Origin of the sequence: Aeromonas molluscorum, assembly GCF_051376105.1 — a bacterium.
Classification (GTDB): domain Bacteria; phylum Pseudomonadota; class Gammaproteobacteria; order Enterobacterales; family Aeromonadaceae; genus Aeromonas; species Aeromonas molluscorum.
On record NZ_JBPQCY010000002.1, the window covers coordinates 1,003,497 to 1,029,905 of the forward strand.

The window sequence follows — 26,409 nt, forward strand, 5'->3', positions numbered from 1 at the left end:
CCAAGAGAGAGGTTTCTTTTGCTAAAACAACGAATTATTACCGCATTGTGTCTGATCCCCCTGGTGCTGGGGGCGCTGTTCTTCTTGCCTTTGAAGTTTTTTGCCCTGTTGGCAGCCCTGGTCTTTTTGCTGGCCAGCCGGGAGTGGGGCGGTTTTGTTAGCCGTGAGCGGCGGGAATGGATACCCCTGCTGTTCTGTCTCTTGCTCGGTGCCAGCCTGATGTGGCTGCCGGTGGAGCAGCTGTGGGCCCCCGGGCTTAATCCCATCTTGATGGGCGTGCTCTGGACAGCGGCCAGCTGGTGGTTGCTTGGTCTGCTGCTAGTACTGCGCTATCCCCAGAGCGCCAGACTGTGGAAGGAGTCAGTCTGGCTCAAGTCGCTGTTTGGCCTGGTGACGCTCATCCCCTTCTTCTGGTCCATGGTCGCCATTCGCGGCTACAACTTCTATCACGACTCCGCCATGGGTGCCTGGATCCTGCTGTTCGTCATGGGCTTGGTCTGGGCGGCAGATTCTGGCGCGTATTTTTTCGGCAAGGCGTTTGGCAAACACAAGCTGGCCCCGTCCGTCAGTCCGGGGAAAACCATCGAAGGTCTGTGCGGCGGCCTGTTTACCGCGGGCCTGCTTGCGGTCGGTGTGACCTGGTGGATGGGGTTTGTTCCCGCCAAGATGGGCACAGTGCTGTTCTGCTCCCTGCTGGCGGTGCTGGCCTCGGTGCTGGGCGACCTCACCGAGAGCATGTTCAAGCGTGAGGCGGGCATCAAGGATTCAGGCAATCTGCTGCCCGGTCATGGTGGCATCCTAGATAGGATCGACAGTCTGACGGCGGCTCTGCCAGTCTTCCTGCTCAGCTATCTCTTGCTGAGCCAGGGGGCCTGATGCGCCAGCTAGTGATCCTGGGAGCTTCAGGCTCCATCGGCCAGAGCACCCTCAAGGTGCTGCGTCATAACCCGGGTTGCTGGCAGGTGCTGGCGCTGACCGCCTGGCGCAGCCTGGATGCCATGCTGCGCGATTGCCTCGAATTCTCCCCCCGCTTCGCGGTCATGGTCGATGAGAGTGCGGCCCGTGAGTTGGCGAGCCGGCTAAAGGCCCATGGTAGCCAGACCCAGGTTTTGTCCGGTGCCAAGGCGCTGTGCGAGATGTCGGCCCACCCCGATGCCCACAGCGTCATGGCCGCCATCGTTGGCGCGGCAGGCTTGGCGCCGACCATGGCCGCCGTGCGAGCGGGCAAGCGTATTCTGCTGGCCAACAAGGAGGCGCTGGTGATGTCCGGGGCCTTCTTCATGGAGGCGGTGCGCGACCATGGTGCCGAGCTGCTGCCCATCGACAGCGAGCACAATGCCATCTTCCAGTGCCTGCCCGAGGCCATCCAGCGCCAACCCGGCTTCTGCGATCTGGCCGGGGCCGGTATCAGCAAAATATTGCTGACCGGCTCGGGCGGCCCGTTCCGCTATACCGATATCAACGACCTGGCCAAGGTGACCCCGGCTCAAGCGGTGGCCCACCCCAACTGGTCAATGGGGGCCAAGATCTCGGTCGATTCCGCCACCATGTTCAACAAGGGGTTGGAGTACATAGAGGCGCGCTGGTTGTTCAATGCCGCTCCCGAGCAAATCCAGGTCGTGGTCCATCCCCAGTCCGTCATCCACTCCATGGTGCAGTACAAGGATGGTTCTGTGCTGGCCCAGCTCGGCAACCCCGACATGTGTACGCCCATCGCCCATGCCCTGGCTTATCCGGCCCGGATCCCGTCCGGTGTGGAACCGCTGGATTTTTTCAGTGTCGGAGAGTTCAGCTTCATTCGTCCCGATGTGGAGCGCTACCCTTGCCTGGCTCTGGCCATGGCCGCTTGCCAGGAGGGGCAGAGTGCCACCACGGCACTCAACGCCGCCAATGAGGAGGCCGTGGCGGCTTTCCTTGCCGAGCGCATCGGTTTCATGGATATTGCCAGAGTCAATGAGAGTGCCCTGCTGACCTTTGGCCAGCACTCTGCTGACTCTCTGGACGATCTCATTGCCCTGGACTGTGCTGCACGTGCCCGGGCTCAGGATTTGATTAAGGCACTTAGCCGATGAATGCCATACCCTGGCCTGCTGCTTTTCTCCTTGCAGCCTCGCGGGTCATCGATGACATCAAGGAATTGGACTAATGGATATTTTGTGCAGGAATAACGCTGTCGGCGCCTTCGGTTGCGACCCGGTCGAATATAACCCCAGGAGTCTTGGCTGATGGGGGGCGTACTCTGGAATATAGGTGCCTTCATCGTCGCCCTGGGCCTGCTGGTTGCGGTGCATGAGTTTGGCCACTTCTGGGTGGCCCGCCGTTGTGGCGTCAAGGTGGAGCGTTTTTCCATCGGGTTTGGCAAGGCTATCTGGCGCCGTATGGGCAAAGATGGCACCGAATATGTGCTGGCACTGATCCCCCTTGGCGGCTACGTCAAGATGCTGGACGGCAGAGTGGATGAGCTGAAACCAGGCGAGGAGGCCCAGGCCTTCAATCACAAGAGCGTCTGGGCCCGCATGGCCATCGTCGCCGCTGGCCCCATGGCGAATTTCGTCTTCGCCCTGTTCGCCTTCTGGCTGATGTTCATGATTGGGGTGCCGAGCGTCAAACCCATCGTCGGTGAGGTGCGCAGCCATTCCATCGCCGCCGAGGCAGGCTTGTTGCCTGGCATGCAGATAGTCGAGGTGGGCGGCGAGCCGACCGGTGACTGGGAAAGCATCGTCTACGCCCTGATAAGCCACCTTGGTGACGACTCGGTACAGCTCAAGTTGACCGAACCCAAGAGCAGCTATGCCAGCGACAAGACTCTCGAACTGAAGAGCTGGACATTCGATCCAGATAAAGAGTCGCCGATCGTCAGCCTGGGGATCATCCCGCTGGGCGCCAAGGTGCTACCCGTGGTGGCCGAAGTGGTACCGGACAGTGCCAGTGCCACGGCCGGCATGCGCAAAGGGGACAAGATCCTGGCGCTGGATGGCCAGCCCCTGACCGACTGGGTGGCCTTTGTGGGCAAGGTACAATCCTCCCCCGACCAGCCATTGCAGTTGACCATTGAGCGTGATGGCCGTGAGCAGAGCATCACCCTGACTCCCCATGCCAAAGAGGTAAAGGGGAAGGCGGTGGGCTTCGTGGGATTATCGCCTCAAGTGGTTCCATTACCGGATGAATATCGAATTCTGTTACAGTATGGCCCGCTTGATGCCCTCTGGCAGGGCATGCACAAGACCTGGAGCCTGATCACGCTCACCTTCGATATGATAGGCAAGCTGATTGGTGGCATAGTGTCCCTGGACAACCTGAGCGGGCCCATCTCCATCGCCAAGGGTGCAGGTAACAGTGCCGATTACGGTCTGGTCTATTTTCTCGGTTTCCTGGCGCTGATCAGCGTCAACTTGGGGATCATCAATCTGTTCCCGCTGCCGGTGCTGGATGGGGGCCATCTGGTCTATTTCCTCATCGAGGCAGTGACCGGCAAGCCGGTTTCGGAGAAGATTCAGGAAGTGGGGTTCAGGATAGGCGCCGCCATTCTGATGTTGCTGATGGGTATTGCGCTGTTTAATGATTTCGCTCGCCTCTGAGGCCAGAGCATCAACAAGGACACATAAGAACAAAATGGCTGTTAAAAAAGCATTGGTGTTGAGTTGCCTGCTGGGTGCCAGCTTCCTGGCCCAGGCGGCCCCTGCCTCTTTTGTGGTGCAAGACATTCAGGTTGACGGTTTGCAGCGGGTGACACTGGGCGCCGCCCTGTTGAACCTGCCGATCCGGGTCGGTGACACCGTCGATCCCGTTACCCTGGCCAGCGCCATCAAGAAGCTCTATGCCTCGGGCAACTTCGAGGACGTCAAAGTTTATCGGGACGGCAATGTGCTGCAAGTGGCGGTCAAGGAAAGACCGACCATCTCCAGCATCGAGTTCTCCGGCAACAAGGACATCAAGGAAGAGCAGCTGACCCAGAGCCTGGAGTCTTCCGGCATTCGGGTGGGCGATCCCCTGGATCGTACCGTGCTGAGCTCTCTCGAGAAGGGCCTGGAAGACTTCTACTATGGCGTGGGTAAGTACTCCGCCAAGGTCAAGGCCATCGTCACCCCGCTGCCCCGCAACCGGGTCGACCTCAAGTTCACCTTCGTCGAAGGTGAAGCCGCCAAGATCCAGCAGATCAACATCGTCGGCAACAATGTATTCCCGGAAGAGAAACTGCTGGCCCAGCTCTCCCTCAAGGACGATGTGCCTTGGTGGAATTTCACCGGCGATCAGCGCTATCAGAAGCAGAAACTGGCAGGCGATATCGAAGTGCTGCGCTCCTACTATCTGGATCGCGGTTACATTCGTTTCGCCCAGGAGTCTACCCAGGTCTCCATGACCCCTGACAAGAAGGGGGTCTATGTCACCCTCAACCTCAAGGAAGGGGATCAGTACAAGGTTTCTGGCATCCAGCTCAAGGGTGACATGATAGACCGTGGCGCCGAGATGAAGGAGCTCATCCCCATCACGGCAGGCAGCGTCTACTCTGCGAGCCAGGTAACCCACACCGAAGAGGTGCTTTCCAAGTTCCTCGGTCGTTACGGCTATGCCTATCCCAAGGTCACCACCTTCCCGCAGATCAACGATGAAACCAAGGAAGTCGAGCTGATCGTCAACATAGAGCCGGGTCCCCGAGTCTATGTACGCAATATCAACTTTAGCGGCAACGTCACCACCAAAGATGAAGTACTGCGCCGCGAGATGCGTCAGATGGAAGGTACCTGGCTCTCCTCCGACAACGTCGAGCAGTCCAAGACTCGCCTTAACCGCCTCGGCTATTTCGAAAGTGCCGACGTGGATACCAAACGGGTTGCGGGTAGTGATGACCAGGTTGATCTGGACTTCAAGGTCAAGGAGCAGCCGGCGGGATCCATCAATGCCGGGGTTGGCTATGGTACTGATTCGGGTCTGAGCCTGCAGGCAGGTCTGCAGCAGGACAACTTTATGGGTACCGGCAAGAAGATCGGCATCTCGGCCAGTACCAACGACTACTCGAAGAGCATCGACCTGAGCTATAACGACCCCTACTTCACCGTCGATGGGGTCAGCTTGGGGGGGCGTCTCTATTACAACGAGTTCAGCGCGGCAGATGCCAACATCGTTGACTATGAGAACACCACCATAGGTTTCCGCCTCTCCAGCGGTTTCCCGGTCAACGAGAACAACCGCCTCGACTTCAGTCTGGGCTTCGAGAATAACAAGCTGTCCCAGCCCAACCCCTATCAGCAGGTTGAGGAGTTCTGGAAGGTATACAGCGCCAACATCGACGGTGACAACCGACTGACCTTCAACACGGTCGATTTCACCGCTGGCTGGACCCGTTCCACCCTGAACAAGGGGACCTTCCCGAGCGATGGTAACCGTCAGCGTTTTAACGCCAAGGTGACCGTGCCCGGGATGGATCTGCAGTACTTCAAGCTCAACGCCGAAGATGCTCACTACTTCCCGTTCGATGTGGATCACAGCTGGGTGCTGATGACCAAGGCCCGCGTCTCCTACGGCAACGGCTACGGCAGCAACGGCGACTATGACCACGTGCTGCCCTTCTTCGAGAACTACTTCGCCGGTGGTTTCGATACCCTGCGTGGCTTCAAGAGCAATACCGTCGGTCCCAAGGCGCTCTACTACTACAACGTAGGGGGTAATGATGTTGCCCAAGGCACCGACAGTTCAGTGGGGGGAAATGCCCTGGCTATCGCCTCTCTCGAGCTGATTGTGCCGACGCCTTTTGCCTCTGAAACCTATCAGCCTCAACTGCGTACCAGCGTATTCGTTGATGCGGGTTCGGTATGGGATACCACCTTCGACTATGACCAGTATCAGAACCGTTGTGTGACGGGCTGCAAGTACTTGATGGACTACTCGGACCCCACCAACTTCCGGGCCTCCTATGGTCTGTCGGTTCAGTGGCTCTCACCCATGGGCCCCTTGGTGTTTGCCATAGCACGTCCGCTCAAAGAGTACGAAGGGGATAGAACCGAGTTCTTCTCCTTCAACATAGGCCGTACCTTCTAAAGGACGGGGCCAGCAGGGCTGGTCCCACCTGGTGTAGCCGCTCTCCTCGAGAGGGCGGGGAATAATGGGGCCTGTCGGGCCCCGCTAAGTAACAAGTTGGCACCGGGTGTCGCTTGCAATTCAAGGTAATCAGTTACCCTCATCCGGGGGTACAAGGAGTAAGTGTGAACAAAGCATTGAAAGTCGCTGGTCTGAGTATTGCTCTGATGGTCGCTGGCATGGGTTCCGCCCTGGCTGACACCAAGATTGCCGTGGTCGACATGAGCGAAATCTTCCAGAAATTGCCCCAGCGTGAAGCTGTTTCCAAGAAGCTGAAAGGCGAATTCGAGCCGCGCATGCGTGAGTTGCAGAAACTGGAATCCGATGGCCAGAAACTGGTTGAGAAGTTCAAGAAGGATGAAGCCTTCATGAGCGCTGACCAGAAGAAGCAGAACCAGGAGAAACTGGCCAAGCTGCAGATGGAGTTCAACCAGAAGCGTCAGGCGTTCGAGCAGGATAACGGCCGTCGTCAGGCAGAAGAGCGCAACAAGATCCTGACCAAGGTGAAAGCTGCCATCGATTCCATCGCCAAGAGCAATGGTTACGATCTGGTGCTGGAGCGCAACGCCGCCCCCTATGCTGCCAGCAAGCTGGACATCTCCGGTCAGGTTATCTCTCAGGTCAGTAAGAGCAACTAATTGATGGTATTCACTCTCGCACAGCTGGCCCAGCGGCTTGGGGCACAGGTTCATGGCGACGGAAGCCTGGAAATTCGCAAGGTAGCGACACTGGAAAAGGCCGGGAAGGGGGAAATAACCTTCCTGTCTAACAAGAAGTACCGCACTTATCTGGAACAGTGTCAGGCCACCGCCGTGTTGATCACGGAGGAAGACCTGCCGTTTTGTCCCACCAATGCACTGGTACTCAAGGATCCCTATGTCGGCTTTGCCCGGGTTGCCCAGTTGCTGGATACTACGCCGCAGCCAGCCATGGATATTCATCCTAGCGCTGTCATTGCCGCCGATGTCCAGATGGGTGAGAGGGTAGCCATCGGTGCCAATGCGGTCATCGAATCCGGCGTCGTGCTGGGGAATGATGTCCGCATAGGTCCGGGTTGCTTCGTAGGCAACAACACCCGCTTGGGTGATCGCTCCCGCCTGTGGGCCAATGTCACTCTCTATCATGAAGTGACGCTGGGAACAGACTGCCTGGTGCAAGCCGGTACAGTGATAGGGGCAGACGGTTTCGGTTATGCCAACGAGCGTGGCGAGTGGATCAAGATCCCTCAGCTCGGTGGCGTGACCATCGGCAATAGAGTCGAGATTGGCGCCTGTACTACCATTGACAGGGGCGCCTTGGAAGACACTCGTATTGCCGACAATGTCATCATCGACAATCAGTGCCAGATCGCCCACAACGTCGAGATTGGCTACGGCACCGCCGTAGCGGGTGCGACTGTGATGGCCGGTAGTCTCAAGGTTGGTAAGTATTGTATTATTGGCGGCGCTTCCGTCTTTAACGGGCATATGGAGATTTGCGACCAGGCCACCATTACCGGTATGGCCATGGTGATGCGACCCATTACCGAGCCCGGTGTCTACTCGTCCGGCATCCCCCTGCAAACCAATAAAGAGTGGCGCAAGACCGCCGCCCGGGTGATGCGTATCGACGAGATGCACAAGCGGTTAAGCAAGCTTGAGAAGAAACTGGGTGACGAAGAATAATCACGATAGGGTACTGTTTTGACTACTGAAAAGAAAAGCTTAGGGATCCAGGAAATCATGGATCTGCTGCCACACCGTTATCCGTTCCTGATGGTGGATAAGGTTGAGCATTACGAGATCAGCGATGAGCGCAAAACCTTGCGTGCCATCAAGAACGTCTCGTTCAACGAACCCATCTTCCAGGGCCACTTCCCGGCCAAGCCGGTGTTCCCCGGTGTGTTGATCCTGGAAGCCATGGCGCAGGCCACCGGCATCCTGGCATTTACCATGGTCGGCAAGCCGTCCCCGAATGAACTTTACTACTTCGCCTCCATCGACCATGCACGCTTCAAGCGTCCGGTTGGCCCTGGCGACCAGCTGGTGCTGGACGTAGTGTTCCTGAAGGAGCGTCGTGGCATTGCCAAATTTACCGGTGTGGCTACCGTTGATGGTGAGGTGGTGTGTACCGCCGAACTGATGTGTGCCAAACGCGAGGTGTAATAGTGATCGATTCGACAGCCGTCATTCACGATACTGCTATCGTCCATGAGTCTGCCGTGATAGGCAAAGGGGTTGAGATAGGCCCCTTTTCCGTCATTGGCGCCGAGGTGGAAATTGGTGATGACACCTGGATAAGTTCTCATGTTCTGATCAAGGGGCCGACCAAGATTGGCCGCGGCAACAAGATCTTCCAGCACACCTCCATCGGAGAGGATTGCCAGGACAAGAAGTACGCCGGTGAACGCACCTTCCTTGAGATCGGCGACAACAACGTCTTTCGCGAGAACTGCACCGTCCACCGTGGCACTGTGCAGGATCAGTGTCTGACCAAGGTGGGCAGTGGCAACCTGTTCATGGTCAACGTGCACGTGGCCCATGACTGCATCATCGGTGACAACTGCATCTTTGCCAACAATGCGACCCTGGCGGGTCACGTGGTGATCGGCGATTTCGTCATCTTCGGCGGTCTCTCCGCCATTCACCAGTTTGGCCGGGTCGGCGCCCACGCCTTCGTCGGTGGCTGCGCCGCCCTGAACAAGGACGTGCCGCCTTACGTCATGGCTGCCGGCAACTATGCCAAGCCGTTCGGGGTCAACTCCGAGGGCTTGCGTCGTCGTGGTTTCAGCCCGGAGGCCATCTCTGCGGTCAAGCGTGCCTACAAGGAGATCTTCCGTTCAGGCAAGACCATCGAAGAGGTGCTGCCCGTGCTGATTGAGATGGCACAAGCCGAACCGGCTGTCCAGCTCTATGTCGATTTCCTCAAAGACAATGAGCGTGGCATCATCCGTGCCTGATCCCATGCGCATCGGTATCGTTGCCGGAGAGACCTCCGGCGACATCCTGGCCGCCGGCCTGGTGCGTGAATTGCAATGCCGTTATCCGGATGCGCAGTTTGAAGGGATAGCCGGGCCGCGCATGCAGGCACTCGGCGTCAAGGCGCTGTTCGAGATGGAAGAACTGTCCGTCATGGGGATCACCGAGGTACTGGGCCGTCTGCCGCGCATCCTCAAGGTCCGCCGCGAACTGCTCCGCCATTTCATTGACAATCCACCCGACATTTTTATCGGGGTGGATGCACCGGATTTCAATATCGGGGTGGAGCTCAAACTGCGCCGTACCGGTATCAAGACGGTTCATTATGTCAGCCCCTCGGTCTGGGCCTGGCGTCAGGGCCGCATTCACAAGATAAAGGCCGCCACCGATCTGGTGCTCGCCTTCTTGCCGTTCGAGAAAGCCTTCTACGACAGATTCGATGCGCCCTGCCGCTTCGTGGGTCATACCATGGCCGACGGGATCCCGCTGGTGCCGGATCAGGCTGCCGCTCGTGCCGAGCTCGGGCTGGATCCCTCCCGCCGCTGGTTGGCGGTGCTGCCGGGCAGTCGCAACGCCGAGGTGGGCTTTATGTCCCCTCTCTTCCTCGAAGCGTGCAAGCATTTGACGGTACATTACCCTGATCTCGGTTTCATCGTGCCGCTGGTCAACGAGGCGCGACGGGAGCAGTTTCTCCGCATCAAGCAGGAGATAGCCCCCAAGCTGGAGATGGTGCTGCTCGAAGGGCAGGGTCGGGAGGCCATGACGGCCGCCGATGTGGTGTTGCTGGCCTCGGGCACGGCGGCACTGGAAGCCATGCTGGTGAAAAAACCCATGGTGGTCGGTTACAAGCTTAAGCCCTTTAGTTACTGGTTGGCCCAGCGCCTGGTCAAGACGGATTACGTCTCCCTGCCCAATCTGCTGGCGGATCAGATGCTGGTGCCCGAGCTTATCCAGCACGAATGCACCACCGAGAATCTGGTCGACGAGGTGTGCAAACTGCTTGCCCACGACAACAGCGAGCTCATCGCCACCTTCACCCGGCTGCATCAGAGCATCCGTTGCGACGCTGACAAGCAGGCTGCCGATGCTGTACTCGCACTGCTTGGCAAATAGTACGCCTGCTGGCGATGCTGTGCTGATACTGGCCCTGCGGGGCCTGTTTTAATTCAAGGCTGCAAGATGATGATCGATATTCCCGAAGACAAGCTGGTTGCCGGTGTGGACGAAGTTGGCCGCGGTCCCCTGGTGGGCGACGTGGTCACTGCCGCCGTGATCCTAGATCCTGCCAGGCCCATCGCCGGGCTGGCCGATTCCAAGAAGCTCTCCGAGAAGAAGCGTCTCGCCCTGTACGGCGAGATAAAAGAGAAGGCATTGGCCTGGGCCATCGGTCGTGCCAGCCCCTCCGAGATCGATGAGCACAACATATTGCACGCCACCATGCTGGCGATGCAGCGTGCCGTGGCCGGGCTGCAGATAGTACCTGAACTGGTATTCATCGACGGCAATCGCTGCCCGGCTCTGCCGATGGAAGCGCGCGCCGTGGTCAAGGGCGACAGCCTGGTGGCTGCCATTAGTGCCGCTTCCATCCTCGCCAAGGTAACCCGTGATGAGGAGATGACTGAGCTCGATAGCCGCCACCCCGTCTATGGCTTTGCCCGCCACAAGGGTTATCCGACCCCTGAGCACCTTGCCATTCTGGCTGAACACGGCCCCTTGCCCGAGTATCGCCAGAGCTTCAAGCCGGTGCGCCGGGCCCTTGGGCAGGAGTGACCTTGCGGCCTTTATCCATGACTCAACCGACGATAGTGTCAATCGACTTCAACCAACGACCAGGGAGTGACCATGGCCGAGCCTAGCTTTATCCATCTGCGCGTTCATTCCGATTTCTCCATGGTCGATGGCCTGCAGAAGATTGCTCCTCTCGTCAGCGCCGCCGCCGCCGATGGTCAACCCGCCCTGGCGCTGACCGATCAGGTCAACATGTGCGGTTTGGTGCGCTTCTATGGCGCGGCCCACGGCAAGGGGCTCAAACCCATAGTCGGCACCGATTTCTGGGCGCAGAGCGAGGAGCTGGGGGAGGAGCTGTTTCGGCTCACCCTGCTCGCCATGGACAATGAGGGTTACCAGAACATCACCATGCTCATCTCCCGTGCCTACCAGCGTGGTCATGTGCAGGACAAGCCTGTCATCGACAAGGCCTGGCTGAGCGATCATGCCAAAGGGGTGATAGTGCTCTCCGGTGGGCGTGAGGGGGACGTGGGCAAGTTTCTGCTCAAGGGCAATCGGCAGCAGACCGAGCAGTGTCTCGATTTCTATCGCCAGCATTTCCCCGATGCCTATTACCTCGAGTTGCTGCGCACCGAGCGGCCGGACGAGGAGGCTTACCTGCACATGGCGGTGGCCATCGCCGCCGAGTTCGAGTTGCCGGTGGTGGCCACCAACGAGGTGGTGTTCCTCAACGCCGAAGACTTTGATGCCCACGAAATCCGGGTGGCCATCCATGATGGCTACACCCTGGCGGACAAGCGCAGGCCGCGCAATTACAGCCCCAAGCAATATCTGCGCAGCCAGGCCGAGATGGCCGAGCTGTTCGCCGATATCCCCGAGGCGCTGGAGAACACGGTGGAGATCGCCAAACGCTGCAACGTGACTGTGCGCCTTGGGGAATATTTCCTGCCCAACTTCCCGACCGGCGACATGACCACGGAAGAGTTTCTGGTGGTGAAAGCCCAGGAGGGACTGGAGGAGCGGCTCGCTTTCCTGTTCCCGGACGCGGAAGTGCGTGCCGCCAAGCGCGGCGAGTATGATGAGCGCCTCGAGATAGAGCTCAAGGTGATCAACCAGATGGGCTTCCCTGGTTACTTCCTCATCGTGATGGAGTTTATCCAGTGGTCCAAGGACAACGGCATTCCGGTCGGTCCCGGCCGAGGGTCGGGGGCGGGTTCGCTGGTGGCGTACGCGCTCAAGATCACCGATCTCGATCCGCTGGAGTTTGATCTGCTGTTCGAACGTTTCCTGAACCCGGAACGGGTCTCCATGCCCGACTTCGACGTCGACTTTTGCATGGACAGGCGCGACGAGGTGATCGATCACGTCGCCGACATGTATGGCCGGGATGCGGTGTCGCAGATCATCACCTTCGGCAGCATGGCCGCCAAGGCGGTAGTGCGGGACGTAGGAAGGGTGTTGGGCCACCCTTATGGCTTCGTGGACCGTATCTCCAAGCTGATACCGCCGGATCCGGGCATGACGCTCGCCAAGGCGTTCGAGGCCGAACCCAAGCTGCCCGAGCTCTACGATCAGGATGAAGAGGTCAAGGATCTCATCGACATGGCGCGCCGCCTCGAAGGGGTGGTGCGCAACGCAGGCAAACACGCCGGTGGTGTGGTGATAGCGCCCACCAAGATCACCGATTTCGCGCCGCTCTATTGTGACAGTGAAGGACAGCACCCGGTCACCCAGTTCGACAAGAACGATGTGGAGTATGCTGGTCTGGTGAAGTTTGACTTCCTGGGGCTGCGCACCCTCACCATCATCGACTGGGCGCTCGGCATGATCAACCCGCGCCTGGCCAAAGAGGGCAAGCCGCCGATCGATATCGCCGCCATCCCCATCGATGACAAGAAGTCGTTTGCGCTGTTGCAGCGCTTCGAGACCACGGCGGTGTTCCAGCTCGAATCCCGCGGCATGAAGGATCTGATCAAGCGGCTGCAACCCGACTGTTTCGAAGACATGATTGCCCTGGTGGCACTGTTCCGTCCGGGCCCGCTCCAGTCCGGGATGGTGGACAACTTCATCGAGCGCAAGCGCGGGGATGAGGCCATCTCCTACCCGGATGCCACCTGGCAGCACGAGAGCCTCAAGCCCATACTCGAACCCACCTACGGCATCATCGTCTATCAGGAACAGGTGATGCAGATAGCCCAGGTGCTGGCGGGCTACACCCTGGGTGGGGCAGACATGCTGCGCCGGGCCATGGGCAAGAAAAACCCGGCCGAGATGGCCAAGCAGCGCTCGGGGTTCGAGGAAGGCGCCGTTAAAAACGGCATCGACGGCGAGCTGGCGGTAAAGATCTTCGATCTGGTGGAAAAATTTGCGGGCTACGGCTTCAACAAGTCCCACTCCGCCGCCTACGCCCTGGTCTCCTACCAGACCCTCTGGCTCAAGACCCACTTCCCGGCCGAGTTCATGGCGGCGGTGATGACGGCCGACATGGACAACACCGACAAGATAGTGACCCTGGTGGACGAGTGCCAGCGCATGGGGCTCACGGTGATACCGCCGGACGTGAATACCGGCCGTTATCGCTTCAGCGTCAATGAAGATGGCCATATCGTCTATGGCATCGGGGCGGTGAAGGGGGTCGGCGAGGGCCCCATCGATGCTATCCTGGCGGCGCGGGACAGCGACGGCCCCTTCCGGGATCTGTTCGATTTCTGCAACCGGGTCGACATCAAGAAGATCAACAAGCGGGTGATGGAGAAGCTCATCTACTCCGGTGCCATGGACCGGCTCGGCCCCCACCGGGCCGCCCTGATGGCCACCCTGGAGGAGGCGATGCGCGCCGCCGAGCAGCATGCCAAGGCCCAGGCATTTGGTCAGGTCGACATGTTCGGGGTCTTGACCCAGGAGATTGATGACGTCAAAAAGGCGTTCGCCAACGTACCGCAGTGGCCGGACAAGGTATGGCTGGAAGGGGAGCGCGAGACCCTCGGGCTTTATCTGACCGGCCACCCCATCAACCAGTACAGCAGCGAACTGCGCCGTTATACCTCGGGTCGGCTGTGCGATCTGCATCCCACCTCCCGGGATACGGTGACCACGGCAGCGGGTCTGGTGATTGCGGCTCGCAGCATGGTCACCAAGCGCGGCAACAAGATGGGGATCTTTACCCTGGACGACAGATCCGGGCGTCTGGATGTGACACTATTTAGTGAAGCACTGGAAAAATACGAAGAATTGATGCAAAAAGACCGTATTTTGGTGGTTTCTGGACAGGTCAGCTTTGATGACTTCTCCGGTGGCCTTAAAATGTCGGCCCGTGAACTGCTGGATATCAATGATGCGAGGGAGCGATTCGCCAGGGCGATCCGTATTTCTCTCGACGAACAGCGCATAGATGAACGCTTTTTTCAGCGTTTTAGCGAGATTTTGGAGCCCGCTCGTGCCGGAGTCTGTCCGGTTCAGGTACACTATCGGCGTCCCGGCTCACGGGTGCGACTGACGCTCGGTACCGAGTGGCGGGTGACGCCCACCGATCAACTGATAGATGACTTGCGTGTCCTGCTGGGACGAGAGCGGGTGGAATTGGTTTTTGATTAGAGGTTCTAAGGCCCTATGAGTCTTTTTCTGGATTTTGAACAGCCGATAGCCGAATTGCAGGCGCAGATCGATGAGCTCAAACATGTGAGCGAAGGCAATCACGCCGTGGATCTCAAAGAAGATATCCGCCGGTTGGAGAAGAAAAACGAAGAGCTGACCAAGAAGATCTTCGGTGATCTTGGGGCCTGGCAGGTATCCCAGATGGCGCGCCATCCCCAGCGTCCTTACACCCTGGATTACATCGCGCAGATCTTCACCGACTTCGACGAGCTGGCTGGCGATCGCGCCTATGCCGATGACAAGGCCATCATCGGCGGCATCGCCCGTCTCGACGGTGAGCCGGTGATGATCATCGGTCAGCAGAAGGGTCGCGAGACCAAGGAGAAGATCAAGCGCAACTTCGGCATGCCGCGTCCGGAAGGATATCGCAAGGCCCTGCGTCTGATGGAGATGGCCGAGCGCTTCAAGATGCCGATCATCACCTTCATCGACACCCCGGGTGCTTACCCAGGTGTGGGTGCCGAGGAGCGTGGCCAGTCTGAAGCGATTGCCCGCAACCTGAAAGTGATGGCCGGTCTGACCGTGCCGGTGGTCTGCACCGTGATCGGTGAAGGCGGCTCGGGCGGCGCCCTGGCCATTGGCGTAGGTGATCGCGTCAACATGCTGCAGTACTCTACCTACTCGGTCATCTCGCCGGAAGGTTGCGCCTCCATCCTGTGGAAGAGCGCCGACAAGGCGCCGGTGGCCGCCGATGCCATGGGCATCACGGCCCAGCGTCTGAAAGAGCTCAAGCTCATCGACAATATCGTCGAGGAGCCGCTCGGTGGTGCTCACCGCAATGTGGAGTTGATGGCCGAGCGCCTCAAGGCCCGCATCAAGCAGGATCTGGATGCTTTGCGTCCCCTCGACAGCGATCAGCTGCTCGACCAGCGCTACCAGCGTCTGCTGGGTTACGGCTACTGCTAAGCCCAGGCGTCATATCGAACCGATACCAGAAGGCCCTCGCATTGCGGGGGCCTTCCTTTTGTGTCCGAGATAAAGGGGGTTCACATGATGTCTTCTGGCGCCATGTCTTGCACGACCCCTTGTTGGCTCAACTCAACGGAGTCCCGCTGGCGCGCCGGGCAAGCGGCACTCCTTGCTGACGGGCGGCTTGGCCTGATGCAGGCGCCTGAGGAGCGCACGCCAGCTTGAGGCGACGCCATTCACGCCACAGCAGCCAGCACAGCGGCGGGGTCAACAGCAGCACAGTCGTGGGCTGGGCGAGCAGCACGCCGTCCCGGCCCCACTGGAGCGGCAGCCAGAAGATGAGGGGCAGCAGCAGCGCCGTCTTGGCGGCCGAGATGATCAGCGCCTGTCTGGTGCGGGCCATGGACTGCAGCAACACTATGCCGAACATGATGATCCCCTCCAGGGGAATGGCGCCGAGGTTGAGGGTCAGGCTGCTGACGGCGGCGGCAAGCAGCTCGCCATCCTGGCTGCCGGTATAGAGCATGGCCACCGGTTGCGGCAGCAGCTGGACCAGCAGCCAGACCGCCACCCCGTAGATCAGCGTCACTTTGAGCCCCATGGCCATCAGGAAGCTCAGGTCCCGATTGCGCCCGGCCCCCGCCGCCTGGCTGATGAGGGGCTGGATGCCGAACGCCAGGCCTTGCAATATCACGATGAACACCGCCTCGGTGTAACCGGCCACGGTGAAGCCCGCCAGATCCTTGACCGAGCCATAGACCATCAACTGGCTGTTGTGCAGCAGCAGCAGCAACCCCAGGTTGAACTGGGCGATGAGGCTTGGCAGACCGTTGAACAGCAAGCCGGGCATGGCCGGGCATTTGGGCACCAGATCACGCCAGGAGAGACGCAGCCTGGCATGGGCGGTAAAGAAATATCCCAACCCCAGCAGGCTGACCACCCCTTCGGCGATGAGGGTCGCCTGGGCCGTGCCCACCAGTCCCAACCCCAGTCGGCCGACCATCACATAGTTGAGGGCGATGTTGAGGAGGGCACCGCTGCTGACCAGGATCATGGCGAGGCGGGGGCGACCATCGTTGCGCAACAGATAGGGTACCGCCAGGTTGCTGGCCAGCAGCAGGGTACCGCCACCAATCCAGGTGAGGTAGTCACTGGCCTGTTTCCAGGTTTCTGTGCCTTGCTCTATCCCCAATGCCAGCAGGATATCGATGTGCCAGTGGTGCAGCAGCAGGGGGGCCAGAGTGCCGAGCAAGGTCAGCAGCCAGAGTGCATTGACCAGCGCCTGGCGTGCGAGCTTGAGGTTCTTGGCACCTTGCTGGAAGGAGATGGCGGTGGCCGCCCCCATGGCTATCATGGCGGCAAGGCCAATGAGCACCATGATGACCGGGTAGGCCAGGTTGATACCGGCAAGACCGGCGGCGCCCACGTAGTGACCGACGAAGATGCCATCGACCAGGTAGTAGGCACCGGATACCAGCATGGCCATGATGGAGGGGAGGGCATAGCCCCAGAAACGGCGGGTCATGGCCCGCTGGCGCAGGGTGAAATAGGTAGACATATCTGTTCTCTCGGGGAGGCCGATTATCGAGCAGACAGTCTAGATTGATATTTTTTTATTGATAATCCCGTCTTTATTTGATGGTTTGATGAGTCATGCTCAGTAATCTCACGTTCGATAGTGGCCTTTAAGCTGGTCGATCAGGGTGCGCAAACCATGGCCCAGCTGATGGCGGCTGGGATAGAAGAGAGAGAAACCTGCGAAGGTGGGGCACCACTGCTCCAGCATGCTCACCAATTTTCCTTGCGCCAGCTGTTTGCTCACCTCCTCCTCCAGGCAATAAGCCAACCCCAAGCCCGCCTCGGCGGCCCCCAGATAGAGGGCGGGGGTGCTGGTGGTCAGGGGCCCGGTCACTTCTATCTCCAGCTGGCTGCCCTCTTCCCCGGCAAAGGCCCAGCGGTAGTGGTGGGAAGGGGTCAAGCGATAACCTATGCAGGCGTGACGGGACAGCTCGCGAGGGTGCTGCGGCGTGCCATGCTCGGCCAGATAGGCGGGGGAGCCTACCACCAGATAGCGCTGGGGCGGCCCGAGCGGCACGGCTATCATCTCTTTGGGCAGCAGATCGCCATAGAAGATGGCGGCGTCATAGCCATCCTCGATGAGGCGCGGCATCAGCTCCTGCTCCACCACCTCCACCTGCATGCGCGGGTAACGCACCATGTAGTCGATAAGCACCGGGGCCAGCAGTTCGTCGATGGCACTGCGCGGTGCACAGATCTTCAATCGGCCGACCGGTTCATCGCTGTGGCGGCTCAATTCCTCGAGGGCGGTCGCCAGTTGGTTCAGGGTCGGCAGCAACTGCTCCAGCAGCCGCTGGCCCGCATCGGTCGGCACCACGGCGCGGGTACTGCGATTGAGCAGTCTGACCCCCAGGCGGGTCTCCAGCCCTTTCAGACTGTGGCTCAGGGCGGAGGCCGAGACGCCGAGTTCGAGGGCCGCCTTGCTGAAGCTTTGATGGCGGGCGACGGCGGCAAACACGGCCAGTTCGGCGAGATCGGTACGGGTAACGGCCATATCTATTCAACGGAAAAATGGTGAGCAACAGGGTACGCCAGGGCAAGGCGGCGCACAACTTGGGTGCCAAGCGGAGGGGATGTAAGCAGTTTGTTTCATTGGCAGAGGGGCGTCACCAAGCTGTTCCCCTGAGTTGTTAACGGTTTTTCATCAAGCTGGAAAGGAAGCGTGATTCAAGGCGCTGCAAACACGATTTAAGTCAAACTTTTGTTTAATTCTTCAAATTTATCTGTGATTTGACGAGATGTTTAATTTAGAGTGACCCCATCAACGCGATGCGGGTTAACGGAGTGTGAACAGCGCCGTGACATGGTTCAAAGTGAATCCCCCTATCGCCCCACTTGTTGCAATCAGGTAACGCTTGCCGGATTGCGCCACGGTTCGAGCCAGATCCAGGGTGGACACAGGGTTCCAGGGAGTCGGAACAAGGCGGCACTTGCCGTGAGCCAGAAATTCGATTCTCAAACTACAGGAACGACTCATGTCCGAGATGAATGTTGCAGTAGAAGGCAGTCTGCCGCGCCAGGGCTCCCGTGCCACTGGCATGAACAAGGCTGATCTGGTGTGGATGCTGGGCTTGTATGGTACAGCTATCGGTGCCGGCACCCTGTTCTTGCCCATCAATGCCGGGGTCGGCGGACTCTGGCCGCTGCTGGCCATGACCCTGCTGGCGTTGCCGCTCACCTTCTTCGCTCACCGTGGCCTCAATCGCTTCGTGCTCTCTGGCTCGACCCGGGATGGTGACATCACCGAGGTGGTCGAGGAGCATTTTGGCAAGATGGCGGGCAAGCTCATCACGCTGCTCTACTTCTTCGCCATCTACCCCATCTTGCTGATGTACGCCGTTGCCATCACCAACACGGTGGAGAGCCTGATGATCCATCAGCTCGGCATGACGCCGCCACCCCGTGCCCTGCTGGCCCTGGGGCTGATCCTCTCCCTGATGGCCGTGGTACGTCTGGGGGGCAAGTTTATCGTCAAGGCGATGAGCATACTGGTGTTCCCCTTCGTCATCGCCCTCATGGGGCTGGCCTTCTACCTGGTTCCGCACTGGAATGGTGCCATCATCAGCGAGGCGCCGGCCTTGTCCGACGCCCTCAATGGGGACTTCGTCAAGACCCTGTGGCTGGCCATTCCCGTGATGGTGTTCTCCTTCAACCACTCGCCCATCATCTCGTCGTTTGCGGTGGATAATAAGGGCCGCTACGGTGAGCGAGCCGATGGCAAGTGCAACCGCATCCTGCTGGGCGCCCACATCATGATGGTGGTGAGCGTGATGTTCTTCGTGTTCAGCTGCGTACTGGCACTCTCTCCAAGTGATTTGCTGGCGGCCAAGGATCAGAACATCTCCATCCTCTCCTACCTGGCAAACCACTTCGACAATCCCGTGATTGCCACCCTGGCGCCGCTGATCGCCATGGTCGCCATCAGCAAGTCTTTCCTGGGTCACTATCTGGGGGCACAAGAGGGCTTCAATGGGCTGATGGTCAAGATGCTGCGTGAACGTGGCAAGTCGATTGACAGCACGCGGCTCAACAAGGTCACCGCCCTGTTCATGATCCTGACCACCTGGGCCGTAGCCACGGTGAACCCCAGCATACTCGGCATGATCGAATCCCTGGGGGGCCCCATCATCGCCATGCTGCTGTTCCTGATGCCCATGTACGCCATTGCCAAGGTACCGGCCATGCGCAAGTTTGCGGGCCAGCCCAGCAACCTGTTCGTGACCCTGATTGGCGTGCTGGCCATGACCGGCATCCTCTACTCCCTCTTGTTCTGAGTCAGCGTTATCAACACAAAGCCGCCCTCGGGCGGCTTTGTGTTGTCTGGGCATCCCTGAACTGGCTCAACGGGTGCGATCGACAAGCTCGCTCAAGATGGTATGGGTCTTGATCATGCTGAGCTGGGGCAGGGCCTCCAACTGTTGGCGAATGGCGTCGAGCCGCGTCATGCTCGCCACCCTGACCTGCACCAGCATGTCGGTGTCGCCACTGATGCTGTAGCAGAGCCGCACCTCGGGGATCTGGCCGATGCGGGCGCCATATTGCTCGCAGCGGGGGGTGCGAAAGCTGAGTTCGAAGAAGGCGCTGATCTGGCCCTGGGGCTCGGCCAGCACGGCGCGATAGCCGAGGATGATGCCTCGCTCCTCCAGGCGCTTGAGCCGCTCGCTCACCGCGGAGCGGGACAGCGCCACCGTCTCGGCCAGCTTGCTGATGCTGAGCCGACCATCTTGCGAAAGCAGGGCCACTATCTTGTCGTCGTATTTGTCCACGTTGCCTCTTTGCTGCTGCTTTCCTGCGCACCCCGGTTATGGCCGACGAAATGGCGGTGATAACCGTCACTTCACCACTGCCAAGCGGCAGTCTGATGACTTACCTGCGAGGCCGAATTGGCCTAACATGGTGGACGATTTTCACATCGGACAACGGAAAATGTCGAGCTTAAAGAAGGATCTGGGACTGTGGCAGGGGATGGGGTTGCTGGCGACCTCCTTGCTTGGTACCGGGATTTTCGTGGTACCTGCCGCCGCGGCCTCCCTGGCGGGGGGAGCCTCGCTCTGGGCCTGGGGGCTGCTCATCGTGCTGGTGCTACCCATCGCCTTTACGTTCGCCCGGCTCGGGCGGCGTTATCCCCATGCGGGCGGGGCGCCGCATCTTATCGGCAAGGCCTTTGGGGCCGGGGCCGAACGTTACTCCGCCTTCCTGTTTCTGGCCGTGCTGCCGGTGGGTTTGCCTGCCGCACTGACCATAGCGGCAGGATTCTGGCATGCCCTGTTCGCACTCGGCGAGCTGACCCTGTGGGCGATACAGTTGCTGACCCTGCTTGGCGTCTTGCTGCTCGGTCTGCGCGGTGCGCGATCCTCGGGCAATCTGCAACTGCTGATCGCTCTGGCCATCGTGGGGCTGACTCTGCTTATCGCCCTCAAGGGCGAGATTGGCTGGCGCGATGCCGCTCAGCCTCTGCCAGACGCCGGTGAGTGGCCCGCCATGGCCACGGCGCTGGCGGTGATGTTCTGGTGCTTCGTCGGTCTGGAAGCCTTCGCCCACATGGGTGAGGAGTTCAAAAAACCGGAGCGTGACTACCCCCTGGCGCTGCTCGGTGGCGTGCTGCTGGCGGGGCTCATCTATTGGATCCACTCCCTGGTCGTGCTCAAATATGGTCTCTATGGCGATGAGGCGAAGAATGCCACCGCCATTCCGACCCTTCTGGCGCTCTTGTTCGGCCCGACCGCCAAGTGGCTGGTTGCCATCCTCGGCTATCTCTCCTGCTTTGCCAGCATCAACATCTACCTGCAAGGGTTCGCCCGCCTCATCTGGAGCATGGCGCGCGAAGGCAAGCTGCCTGCTCCCCTGGCAACCTTGTCTACGAGGGGAACCCCGGTGCGGGCGCTCTGTCTGGTGCTCGGCATCTGTGTCGCCTCGATCACCTTGATCCTCTGGTGGCGGCTGCCCCTTGATACCTTGATCCGCTACGCCAATGGCAACTTTGTGCTGATCTATCTGCTCTGCATGGCGGCGGGCTGGCGCCTGTTGGCAGGCGGCGGCAAGTGGCTGGCGGGGTTAAGTGCCTTGCTCTGCGCGGCCGTCATGGTCGCCCTGGCCGCAGAGGGCATCTATGCCCTGCTGCTGACCCTGGGTTATGGTCTCTTCGTCTGGTGGCGACGCAGGTATCGTCAGCCCCAAGGCGCGGTCGATGATGGGGCCTGCTCAGTGATCAAATAACGGTCGTCAAATGACATCGGTTTTAGATGGAAGAAGCCCCGCAGTGCGGGGCTTCTTCCTTTGGGTTGGCATTGGCCTTCAGTGGAGACCGAGCCGCTCGGCGATCAGGGATAGCTCGTCGCGCCAGCTCTGCTGCAGCCGCGGGGTCTGGTGCCTGGGCTTGCGGGCGAGATCGGCGGCCAGCAGGGCATCGAGTTCATACCAGCGGGCCAGCAGCTCCTCTTCGTTATCCGCCGGGCCGGCCGGGGCCTGCACCATTGCGGAGGCGGCCAGGCTTGCCTTGTCTGCAGCCAACGAGGGCGCATCGCCGAGCAGCTCGGCATAGGCCCGCTCGGCGCTGTGGGCTTCGTGGATCCGGCCCTCCCTGATCACCCAGAAACGGTTGCAGCTGCGCTCGATCAGATCCCGGTCGTGGGAGACAAGCAATACGCCGCCGGCAAAGCCGGTCAGCGCCTCGGCCAGCTCCTCCTTGCCTGCCAGATCCAGATGGTTGGTGGGCTCATCGAGCCAGAGCAGATGGTGGCTCGCCAGGGAGAGGGCGAGGAACAGCAGTCTGGCCCGCTCCCCCCCGCTCAAGCCATGCACTCGCTGGCCGTGGCGGGAGTAGGGGAAACCCGCCCGGATCAAGGCCTGGCGCAGCGTTACCTCCGGCAAAGGCGCCAGGGGATAGAGGGCATCGGTCAGGGTTGCGTCGTCGTCCAGCTGCTGCAGGGACTGATCGTAGTAGGCGATGCTGGCGCCGGGGTGGCGATACCAGCCCTCAGCCGGCAGTTGGTCGGACAGCTCGCCCCAGCACTGGCGAAGCAGGGAGGATTTGCCCGTGCCATTGGCGCCAAGCAGGGCGACTCTGTCGCCGGCGCGCAGCCAGAGATCTTCGGCCCGCAACAGCGGCGGCAAGCCGGGGGCGGGGCGCACGTCGAGGGCGTCGAGCCGCAGCAGGGCATCGGCGGGCAGGGCCTGGCCGTGCAGTTCGAGGCGCCAGGGGGCATCCGCCCCGACCACGCTCTGCTCCTCCTGCAGTCTGGCCACCCGTTTCTCCATGGATTTCGCCTGGCGCACCAGCTTCTCGTTGTCATGCTCCCGTCCCCAGATGGCGAGGCGCTTGCTGCTGGCGCTCAGGCGGTCGATCTCTTTTTGCTCATCCATCCGGCGCAGGCGGGCCTGCTCATCCTCTTCGGCCAGGGCTGCCCTCGCCTGGCTGCAGGGCAGGGCGAAGCGATAGAGGCGTCGATCCCGCAGAACCAGGGTATCCCGGGTCACCCGATCGAGCAGGCGCCCATCGTGGGAGACCAGCACGAAGGCGCCGCGCCACGCCAGCAGGAAGCGCTCCAGCCAGAGCAGGGCGGGCAAGTCCAGGTGGTTGCTGGGTTCATCGAGCAGCAACAGGTTGGGCTGGCGCAGCAGGGCGCGGCCAATCTGCAAACGGGTGTGCTGGCCACCGCTCAGGGCGTTGACCGGGAGGTCGGCCTGCTCTGCCAGTTGCAGCTCGGTCAACATCTTGTCCACCTGCCACCCTTGGTCGGCTTCGTTGTCCAGGGCATCGAACAGCACGGCGCGGGTACTGAGCGTTTGCAGTTGCACAGGCAGATGCTGGGCCACGAATTCACAGCGGCAGGGGGTGGCCTTGTGTATGCGTCCGTCATGGGGTTGACGCTGACCGGCCAGCAGGGCGAGCAGTGTGCTCTTGCCACAGCCATTGGCACCGATGAGGCCAATGCGATCACCGCTGCGGATGCTCAGGTCCAGGTTGTCAAATAACGGAAGATGTCCCGCACTCATTTGCAGGGAATGGGTACTCATCAGGGTTGTCATGCTCTTGCTCTCTCAAATCTCGGGATCAGAAATCCCTGTCATCAGGAGCGCTGGCAACAACGGTCGAGAAAGGTCTCGGTTGGGAAGGGAGTCGGCTTTGCTCGAACCCGCTATCGCAGCGCGATGGTATGCAGGCAAGAGCACGGGAATGTGCCGAACAGGCGGGCCGAGAACATCGGACACGCTTGGATAACCATTTTTTACCTCCTTGTGTTTTGTTATGGCACTGTGCGGCGATTATAAGCGCAGAGAAAATGAGCGTCCATTGGAGACCGCGGGCACGTCACCATCTTGTGATGGGTGCCGCGGGAATTGCCTTTGATTGTTGGTCGCAAGCAAGGCGGCAGCCCAGCGTGGTGAGCTGCCCGCTTGATTGTCCATTAATCCCTGGGGGTTTTAAGTGCCTGGATCACATCATCGTTTGGAGCCAATCCCTCCACATGGTTGAAGAGGTCGAGCCCCTCCTGCGGATTGATGATGAAGGCATTGGCACTGAGGTAGCTGCCGCTGCCGACACTCTCCATGATGACGATGAGTTCGGGCTGCTTGTCACCGTTGAGATCCTGCAACTTGAGATCCTTGATGCTGCCATCGCGGGGCAATACCTTGCCGTCGATGAACTGATCCAGCGGGAACTGGGGGTTGGCGCCGGAGTAGAGGCGCACGTCGTAGCTGCCGGTGGAGGCGGGTTCGCCGCGTCCCTCGTTGACGGTGATCACCTGACCTGAGGGCAGTGTCAGCTGCTTGAAAAAACCCTCCGCCGCCTGGCCGGCCAGTGGCAGGCTGAGCAGGCCGAGTGTCATGAGCAAGGTTTTCATCGATTTGACCCTTTTGACTGCGCTGACTGGCAAGCATGAGTTGCCAGTCACGGATGGAAACGGGTGGGCCGGGCATCTCTGCCCGGCGCTTTTCATCTGCCTAGACGAGGTGGTGATCACCAGATCTTGACTCGCTTGGCCGGGTCCAGATAGAGCTTGTCACTCTGCTCTATCTTGAACGCCTCATAGAAGGCGGGGATGTTCGGCACCACGCCATTGACCCTGTATTCGGGCGGGGAGTGGGGATCCGAACTCAGCAGCATCTGCATCAGCTCGGGGCGATACTTGCCCTTCCACACCTGGGCCCAGCCGAGGAAGAAGCGCTGCTCGCCGGTAAAGCCATCGAGTACGGGGGCCTCCTTGCCACCCTGCGACAGCAGGTAGGCCTTGTGGGCTATGGTGAGGCCGCCCAGATCGCCGATGTTTTCCCCCAGGGTGAACTGGCCGTTGACGAACTGACCCGCGATGGGTTCGAAGCGGTTGTATTGAGCAACCAACCGGCTGGTGCGGAACCTGAACTCCTTGAGATCGGTCGGGGTCCACCAGTCGCGCAACACGCCGTCCCCATCGGATTTGGCGCCCTGATCATCGAAACCATGGCCCATTTCGTGGCCGATGACGCCGCCGATGGCGCCATAGTTGACCGCATCATCGGCGTTGAGATCGAAGAAGGGGGGCTGCAGTATGGCGGCCGGGAACACGATCTCGTTGTTGCTGGGGTTGTAGTAGGCGTTCACCGTCTGGGGCGACATATACCAGCGATCCTTGTCGACCGGAGTGCCAAGGCGCGACAGGCTTTCTTGATACTCGAAAGCCTGGGCTCGCAGCAGGTTGCCGATCAGATCATCGGGTTCGACCCGGATGGCACTGTAGTCCCGCCACTTGTCCGGGTAGCCAATCTTGGGTCTGAACTTGGCGAGCTTCTCCTTGGCTTGCGCCTTGGTGGCTGGCGACATCCAGTCGAGGGTATCGATGCTCTGGCCATAGGCGATGCGCAGGTTCTCGACCAGCTGCTCCATGCGGGCCTTGGCTTCGGGGGGGAAGTATTGCGCCACATACCGCTTGCCGACGGCCTCGCCCAGATGGGCATCGAGCACCGCCAGAGCTCGCTCCCAGGGGGCGCGCTGCTTGGGAGTACCGCTCAGGACGGTGCCGAAGAAGGCGAAGTTGGCCTGGTCGGTCCCACTGTCGAGGTAGGGGGCGTAGTCGCTGATGAGTTGCCACTTCAGGTAGTTGCGCCACTGGGCTGCCGGGGTCTGCACCATCAGTGTATCCAGAGCTTGCAGGTAGCTGGGTTGGCCCAGGATCAGCGTCGGCTGATTGGCGATGCCCGCCTCATTGAGATAGCTCTGCCAGTCGATATGGGGAGCGAGGCGGCTGAGGTCGCCGGTGGCGACTTTGTTGTAACTCTTCTCCCTGTCCCGCAGTGCGACCTTGTCCCACTGGATGCGGGCGATGGCGGTTTCAAGGGCCAGTATCTGCTTGGCTTTGCCTTGGGCATCGGGTTCACCGGCCCGGGTCAGCATGCCGGCGATGTGTTGCTGGTATTGCTGGCGCAGGTGCACGCTGGCGTCATCGTTCTTGAGGTAGTAGTCCCTGTCCGGCAGGCCGAGGCCGGACTGACCGATGTTGACGCTGTACCGGGTTGGCGCCTTGGCATCCGGCCCTATCCAGAAACCGAAGGGGGCGCTGCCGCCAACCTTGCCGGTTCGCGCCAGGGCCTGGGCCAGTGTGCGGCTATCCGTTACCTGATCCAACTCGGCGAGCATGGGGCGAAGCGGGCTCAGGCCCTTGGCATCACGGCCGCCCTTGTCCAGGTAACTGGCGTAGAAATCACGGATCTGCTGGGCTTCCGACCCCTGGGGGGCGTCTTTGGGCAGCGCTTCTATCAGGGTGCGAACATCGGCAAGCGACTTGTCGCGCAGGGTATAGAAAGCGCCGTCGGCGGGTCTGTCATCGGGGATCTTGGCGCTGGCGAGCCAATGGCCGTTGGCATAGCGGAAAAAATCGTCGCCGGGTTTTACGCTGGTATCCATGTTGGCCAAAGTCAGCCCTGAGTGGGCCTGATCCTGGGCAGGCCCCTGGCTGCAACCTGCCAGCAAAGCCAAGCCGATCAATCCGGCCAGTATGCTTTTTTTGTTGTGCATTTTGCTTGTTCCAAT

At 60.2% G+C, this 26,409-nt stretch carries 20 protein-coding genes; 14 read left to right on the forward strand and 6 right to left on the reverse strand.

All coding sequences use genetic code 11. The annotated features are described in order from the left end of the window. Nucleotides 1-18: 18 nt before the first annotated feature. From ACSMDR_RS15315 to accA, 12 genes are all read left to right on the forward strand, one after another. On the forward strand, nt 19-876 hold the full coding sequence (locus ACSMDR_RS15315; protein ID WP_040318814.1) for a phosphatidate cytidylyltransferase: 858 nt from the start codon (nt 19-21) through the stop codon (nt 874-876). Beyond that, complete coding sequence (gene ispC / locus ACSMDR_RS15320) at nt 876-2,072, forward strand: 1-deoxy-D-xylulose-5-phosphate reductoisomerase (RefSeq protein WP_005892060.1); 1,197 nt, start codon at nt 876-878, stop codon at nt 2,070-2,072. The genes ACSMDR_RS15315 and ispC overlap by 1 nt, the downstream gene beginning before the upstream one ends. Nucleotides 2,073-2,225: 153 nt before the next feature. Next, nucleotides 2,226-3,578 (forward strand): sigma E protease regulator RseP, encoded by a 1,353-nt coding sequence (gene rseP, locus ACSMDR_RS15325; protein ID WP_436468797.1) that lies wholly within the window; start codon nt 2,226-2,228, stop codon nt 3,576-3,578. A 34-nt stretch (nt 3,579-3,612) separates the two neighbouring features. Continuing rightward, entirely contained in the window at nt 3,613-6,036 is a 2,424-nt protein-coding gene (gene bamA, locus ACSMDR_RS15330; protein WP_436468798.1) for an outer membrane protein assembly factor BamA, read from the forward strand. 164 nt (nt 6,037-6,200) lie between these two features. Continuing rightward, on the forward strand, nt 6,201-6,713 hold the full coding sequence (locus tag ACSMDR_RS15335) for an OmpH/Skp family outer membrane protein (RefSeq protein WP_005892069.1): 513 nt from the start codon (nt 6,201-6,203) through the stop codon (nt 6,711-6,713). Between the two features lie 3 nt (nt 6,714-6,716). After that, on the forward strand, nt 6,717-7,739 hold the full coding sequence (gene lpxD, locus ACSMDR_RS15340) for a UDP-3-O-(3-hydroxymyristoyl)glucosamine N-acyltransferase (protein WP_040318822.1): 1,023 nt from the start codon (nt 6,717-6,719) through the stop codon (nt 7,737-7,739). 18 nt (nt 7,740-7,757) lie between these two features. Beyond that, nucleotides 7,758-8,219, forward strand: coding sequence for a 3-hydroxyacyl-ACP dehydratase FabZ (gene fabZ / locus ACSMDR_RS15345; RefSeq protein WP_005892075.1), 462 nt, complete (start codon nt 7,758-7,760; stop codon nt 8,217-8,219). Nucleotides 8,220-8,221: 2 nt separating this feature from the next. Continuing rightward, nucleotides 8,222-9,013 carry an acyl-ACP--UDP-N-acetylglucosamine O-acyltransferase gene (gene lpxA, locus ACSMDR_RS15350; protein ID WP_005892077.1) on the forward strand — a complete coding sequence of 264 codons (792 nt, stop codon included), beginning with the start codon at nt 8,222-8,224 and terminating at the stop codon, nt 9,011-9,013. Beyond that, a complete protein-coding gene (gene lpxB / locus ACSMDR_RS15355; RefSeq protein ID WP_005892079.1) occupies nt 9,006-10,145 on the forward strand; it encodes a lipid-A-disaccharide synthase in 1,140 nt (379 codons plus the stop codon). The genes lpxA and lpxB overlap by 8 nt, the downstream gene beginning before the upstream one ends. Nucleotides 10,146-10,211: 66 nt before the next feature. Continuing rightward, nucleotides 10,212-10,802 carry a ribonuclease HII gene (rnhB, locus tag ACSMDR_RS15360; RefSeq protein ID WP_040318815.1) on the forward strand — a complete coding sequence of 197 codons (591 nt, stop codon included), beginning with the start codon at nt 10,212-10,214 and terminating at the stop codon, nt 10,800-10,802. A gap of 72 nt (nt 10,803-10,874) precedes the next feature. After that, complete coding sequence (dnaE, locus tag ACSMDR_RS15365; RefSeq protein WP_436468799.1) at nt 10,875-14,354, forward strand: DNA polymerase III subunit alpha; 3,480 nt, start codon at nt 10,875-10,877, stop codon at nt 14,352-14,354. Between the two features lie 15 nt (nt 14,355-14,369). Next, entirely contained in the window at nt 14,370-15,320 is a 951-nt protein-coding gene (gene accA / locus ACSMDR_RS15370) for an acetyl-CoA carboxylase carboxyl transferase subunit alpha (protein WP_005892086.1), read from the forward strand. A 127-nt stretch (nt 15,321-15,447) separates the two neighbouring features. Here accA and ACSMDR_RS15375 read toward each other — a convergent pair whose 3' ends face one another. Together ACSMDR_RS15375 and ACSMDR_RS15380 are read right to left on the reverse strand one after the other, a co-directional pair. Next, on the reverse strand, nt 15,448-16,881 hold the full coding sequence (locus tag ACSMDR_RS15375; protein ID WP_436468800.1) for an MATE family efflux transporter: 1,434 nt from the start codon (nt 16,879-16,881) through the stop codon (nt 15,448-15,450). Between the two features lie 108 nt (nt 16,882-16,989). Continuing rightward, the gene (locus ACSMDR_RS15380) at nt 16,990-17,895 is read right to left on the reverse strand and encodes a LysR substrate-binding domain-containing protein (protein WP_436468801.1); all 906 of its coding nucleotides are present in this window, start codon (nt 17,893-17,895) and stop codon (nt 16,990-16,992) included. A gap of 481 nt (nt 17,896-18,376) precedes the next feature. Between ACSMDR_RS15380 and ACSMDR_RS15385 the strand changes: the two genes are divergently transcribed. Continuing rightward, the gene (locus tag ACSMDR_RS15385; RefSeq protein WP_436468802.1) at nt 18,377-19,675 is read left to right on the forward strand and encodes an HAAAP family serine/threonine permease; all 1,299 of its coding nucleotides are present in this window, start codon (nt 18,377-18,379) and stop codon (nt 19,673-19,675) included. Nucleotides 19,676-19,741: 66 nt separating this feature from the next. On the opposite strand, the gene ACSMDR_RS15390 is transcribed toward ACSMDR_RS15385, so the two are convergent. Then, nucleotides 19,742-20,167, reverse strand: coding sequence for an Lrp/AsnC family transcriptional regulator (locus tag ACSMDR_RS15390; protein WP_436468803.1), 426 nt, complete (start codon nt 20,165-20,167; stop codon nt 19,742-19,744). Between the two features lie 160 nt (nt 20,168-20,327). Here ACSMDR_RS15390 and yjeH point away from each other — a divergent pair, with 160 nt between their 5' ends. Further along, entirely contained in the window at nt 20,328-21,617 is a 1,290-nt protein-coding gene (gene yjeH, locus ACSMDR_RS15395) for an L-methionine/branched-chain amino acid transporter (RefSeq protein ID WP_436468804.1), read from the forward strand. Nucleotides 21,618-21,695: 78 nt separating this feature from the next. On the opposite strand, the gene ACSMDR_RS15400 is transcribed toward yjeH, so the two are convergent. The 3 genes from ACSMDR_RS15400 to ACSMDR_RS15410 all read right to left on the reverse strand — a co-directional run bounded on the left by ACSMDR_RS15400 (nt 21,696) and on the right by ACSMDR_RS15410 (nt 26,394). Then, a complete protein-coding gene (locus ACSMDR_RS15400) occupies nt 21,696-23,429 on the reverse strand; it encodes an ABC-F family ATP-binding cassette domain-containing protein (protein WP_436468805.1) in 1,734 nt (577 codons plus the stop codon). 380 nt (nt 23,430-23,809) lie between these two features. Further along, the gene (locus ACSMDR_RS15405) at nt 23,810-24,247 is read right to left on the reverse strand and encodes a PliI family lysozyme inhibitor of I-type lysozyme (RefSeq protein ID WP_436468806.1); all 438 of its coding nucleotides are present in this window, start codon (nt 24,245-24,247) and stop codon (nt 23,810-23,812) included. 116 nt (nt 24,248-24,363) lie between these two features. Then, complete coding sequence (locus tag ACSMDR_RS15410; protein WP_436468807.1) at nt 24,364-26,394, reverse strand: M13 family metallopeptidase; 2,031 nt, start codon at nt 26,392-26,394, stop codon at nt 24,364-24,366. Nucleotides 26,395-26,409 lie beyond the last annotated feature (15 nt).

What these genes read in the sequence shown, in the direction of transcription:
- ispC (WP_005892060.1), top strand. Translation starts at nt 876, where the DNA reads ATGCGCCAGCTAGTGATCCTGGGAGCTTCAGGCTCCATCGGCCAGAGC.
- rseP (WP_436468797.1), top strand. Translation starts at nt 2,226, where the DNA reads ATGGGGGGCGTACTCTGGAATATAGGTGCCTTCATCGTCGCCCTGGGC.
- bamA (WP_436468798.1), top strand. Translation starts at nt 3,613, where the DNA reads ATGGCTGTTAAAAAAGCATTGGTGTTGAGTTGCCTGCTGGGTGCCAGC.
- lpxD (WP_040318822.1), top strand. Translation starts at nt 6,717, where the DNA reads ATGGTATTCACTCTCGCACAGCTGGCCCAGCGGCTTGGGGCACAGGTT.
- rnhB (WP_040318815.1), top strand. Translation starts at nt 10,212, where the DNA reads ATGATGATCGATATTCCCGAAGACAAGCTGGTTGCCGGTGTGGACGAA.
- dnaE (WP_436468799.1), top strand. Translation starts at nt 10,875, where the DNA reads ATGGCCGAGCCTAGCTTTATCCATCTGCGCGTTCATTCCGATTTCTCC.
- accA (WP_005892086.1), top strand. Translation starts at nt 14,370, where the DNA reads ATGAGTCTTTTTCTGGATTTTGAACAGCCGATAGCCGAATTGCAGGCG.
- ACSMDR_RS15375 (WP_436468800.1), bottom strand. Translation starts at nt 16,881, where the DNA reads ATGTCTACCTATTTCACCCTGCGCCAGCGGGCCATGACCCGCCGTTTC.
- ACSMDR_RS15380 (WP_436468801.1), bottom strand. Translation starts at nt 17,895, where the DNA reads ATGGCCGTTACCCGTACCGATCTCGCCGAACTGGCCGTGTTTGCCGCC.
- ACSMDR_RS15385 (WP_436468802.1), top strand. Translation starts at nt 18,377, where the DNA reads ATGTCCGAGATGAATGTTGCAGTAGAAGGCAGTCTGCCGCGCCAGGGC.
- yjeH (WP_436468804.1), top strand. Translation starts at nt 20,328, where the DNA reads ATGTCGAGCTTAAAGAAGGATCTGGGACTGTGGCAGGGGATGGGGTTG.
- ACSMDR_RS15400 (WP_436468805.1), bottom strand. Translation starts at nt 23,429, where the DNA reads ATGACAACCCTGATGAGTACCCATTCCCTGCAAATGAGTGCGGGACAT.
- ACSMDR_RS15405 (WP_436468806.1), bottom strand. Translation starts at nt 24,247, where the DNA reads ATGAAAACCTTGCTCATGACACTCGGCCTGCTCAGCCTGCCACTGGCC.
- ACSMDR_RS15410 (WP_436468807.1), bottom strand. Translation starts at nt 26,394, where the DNA reads ATGCACAACAAAAAAAGCATACTGGCCGGATTGATCGGCTTGGCTTTG.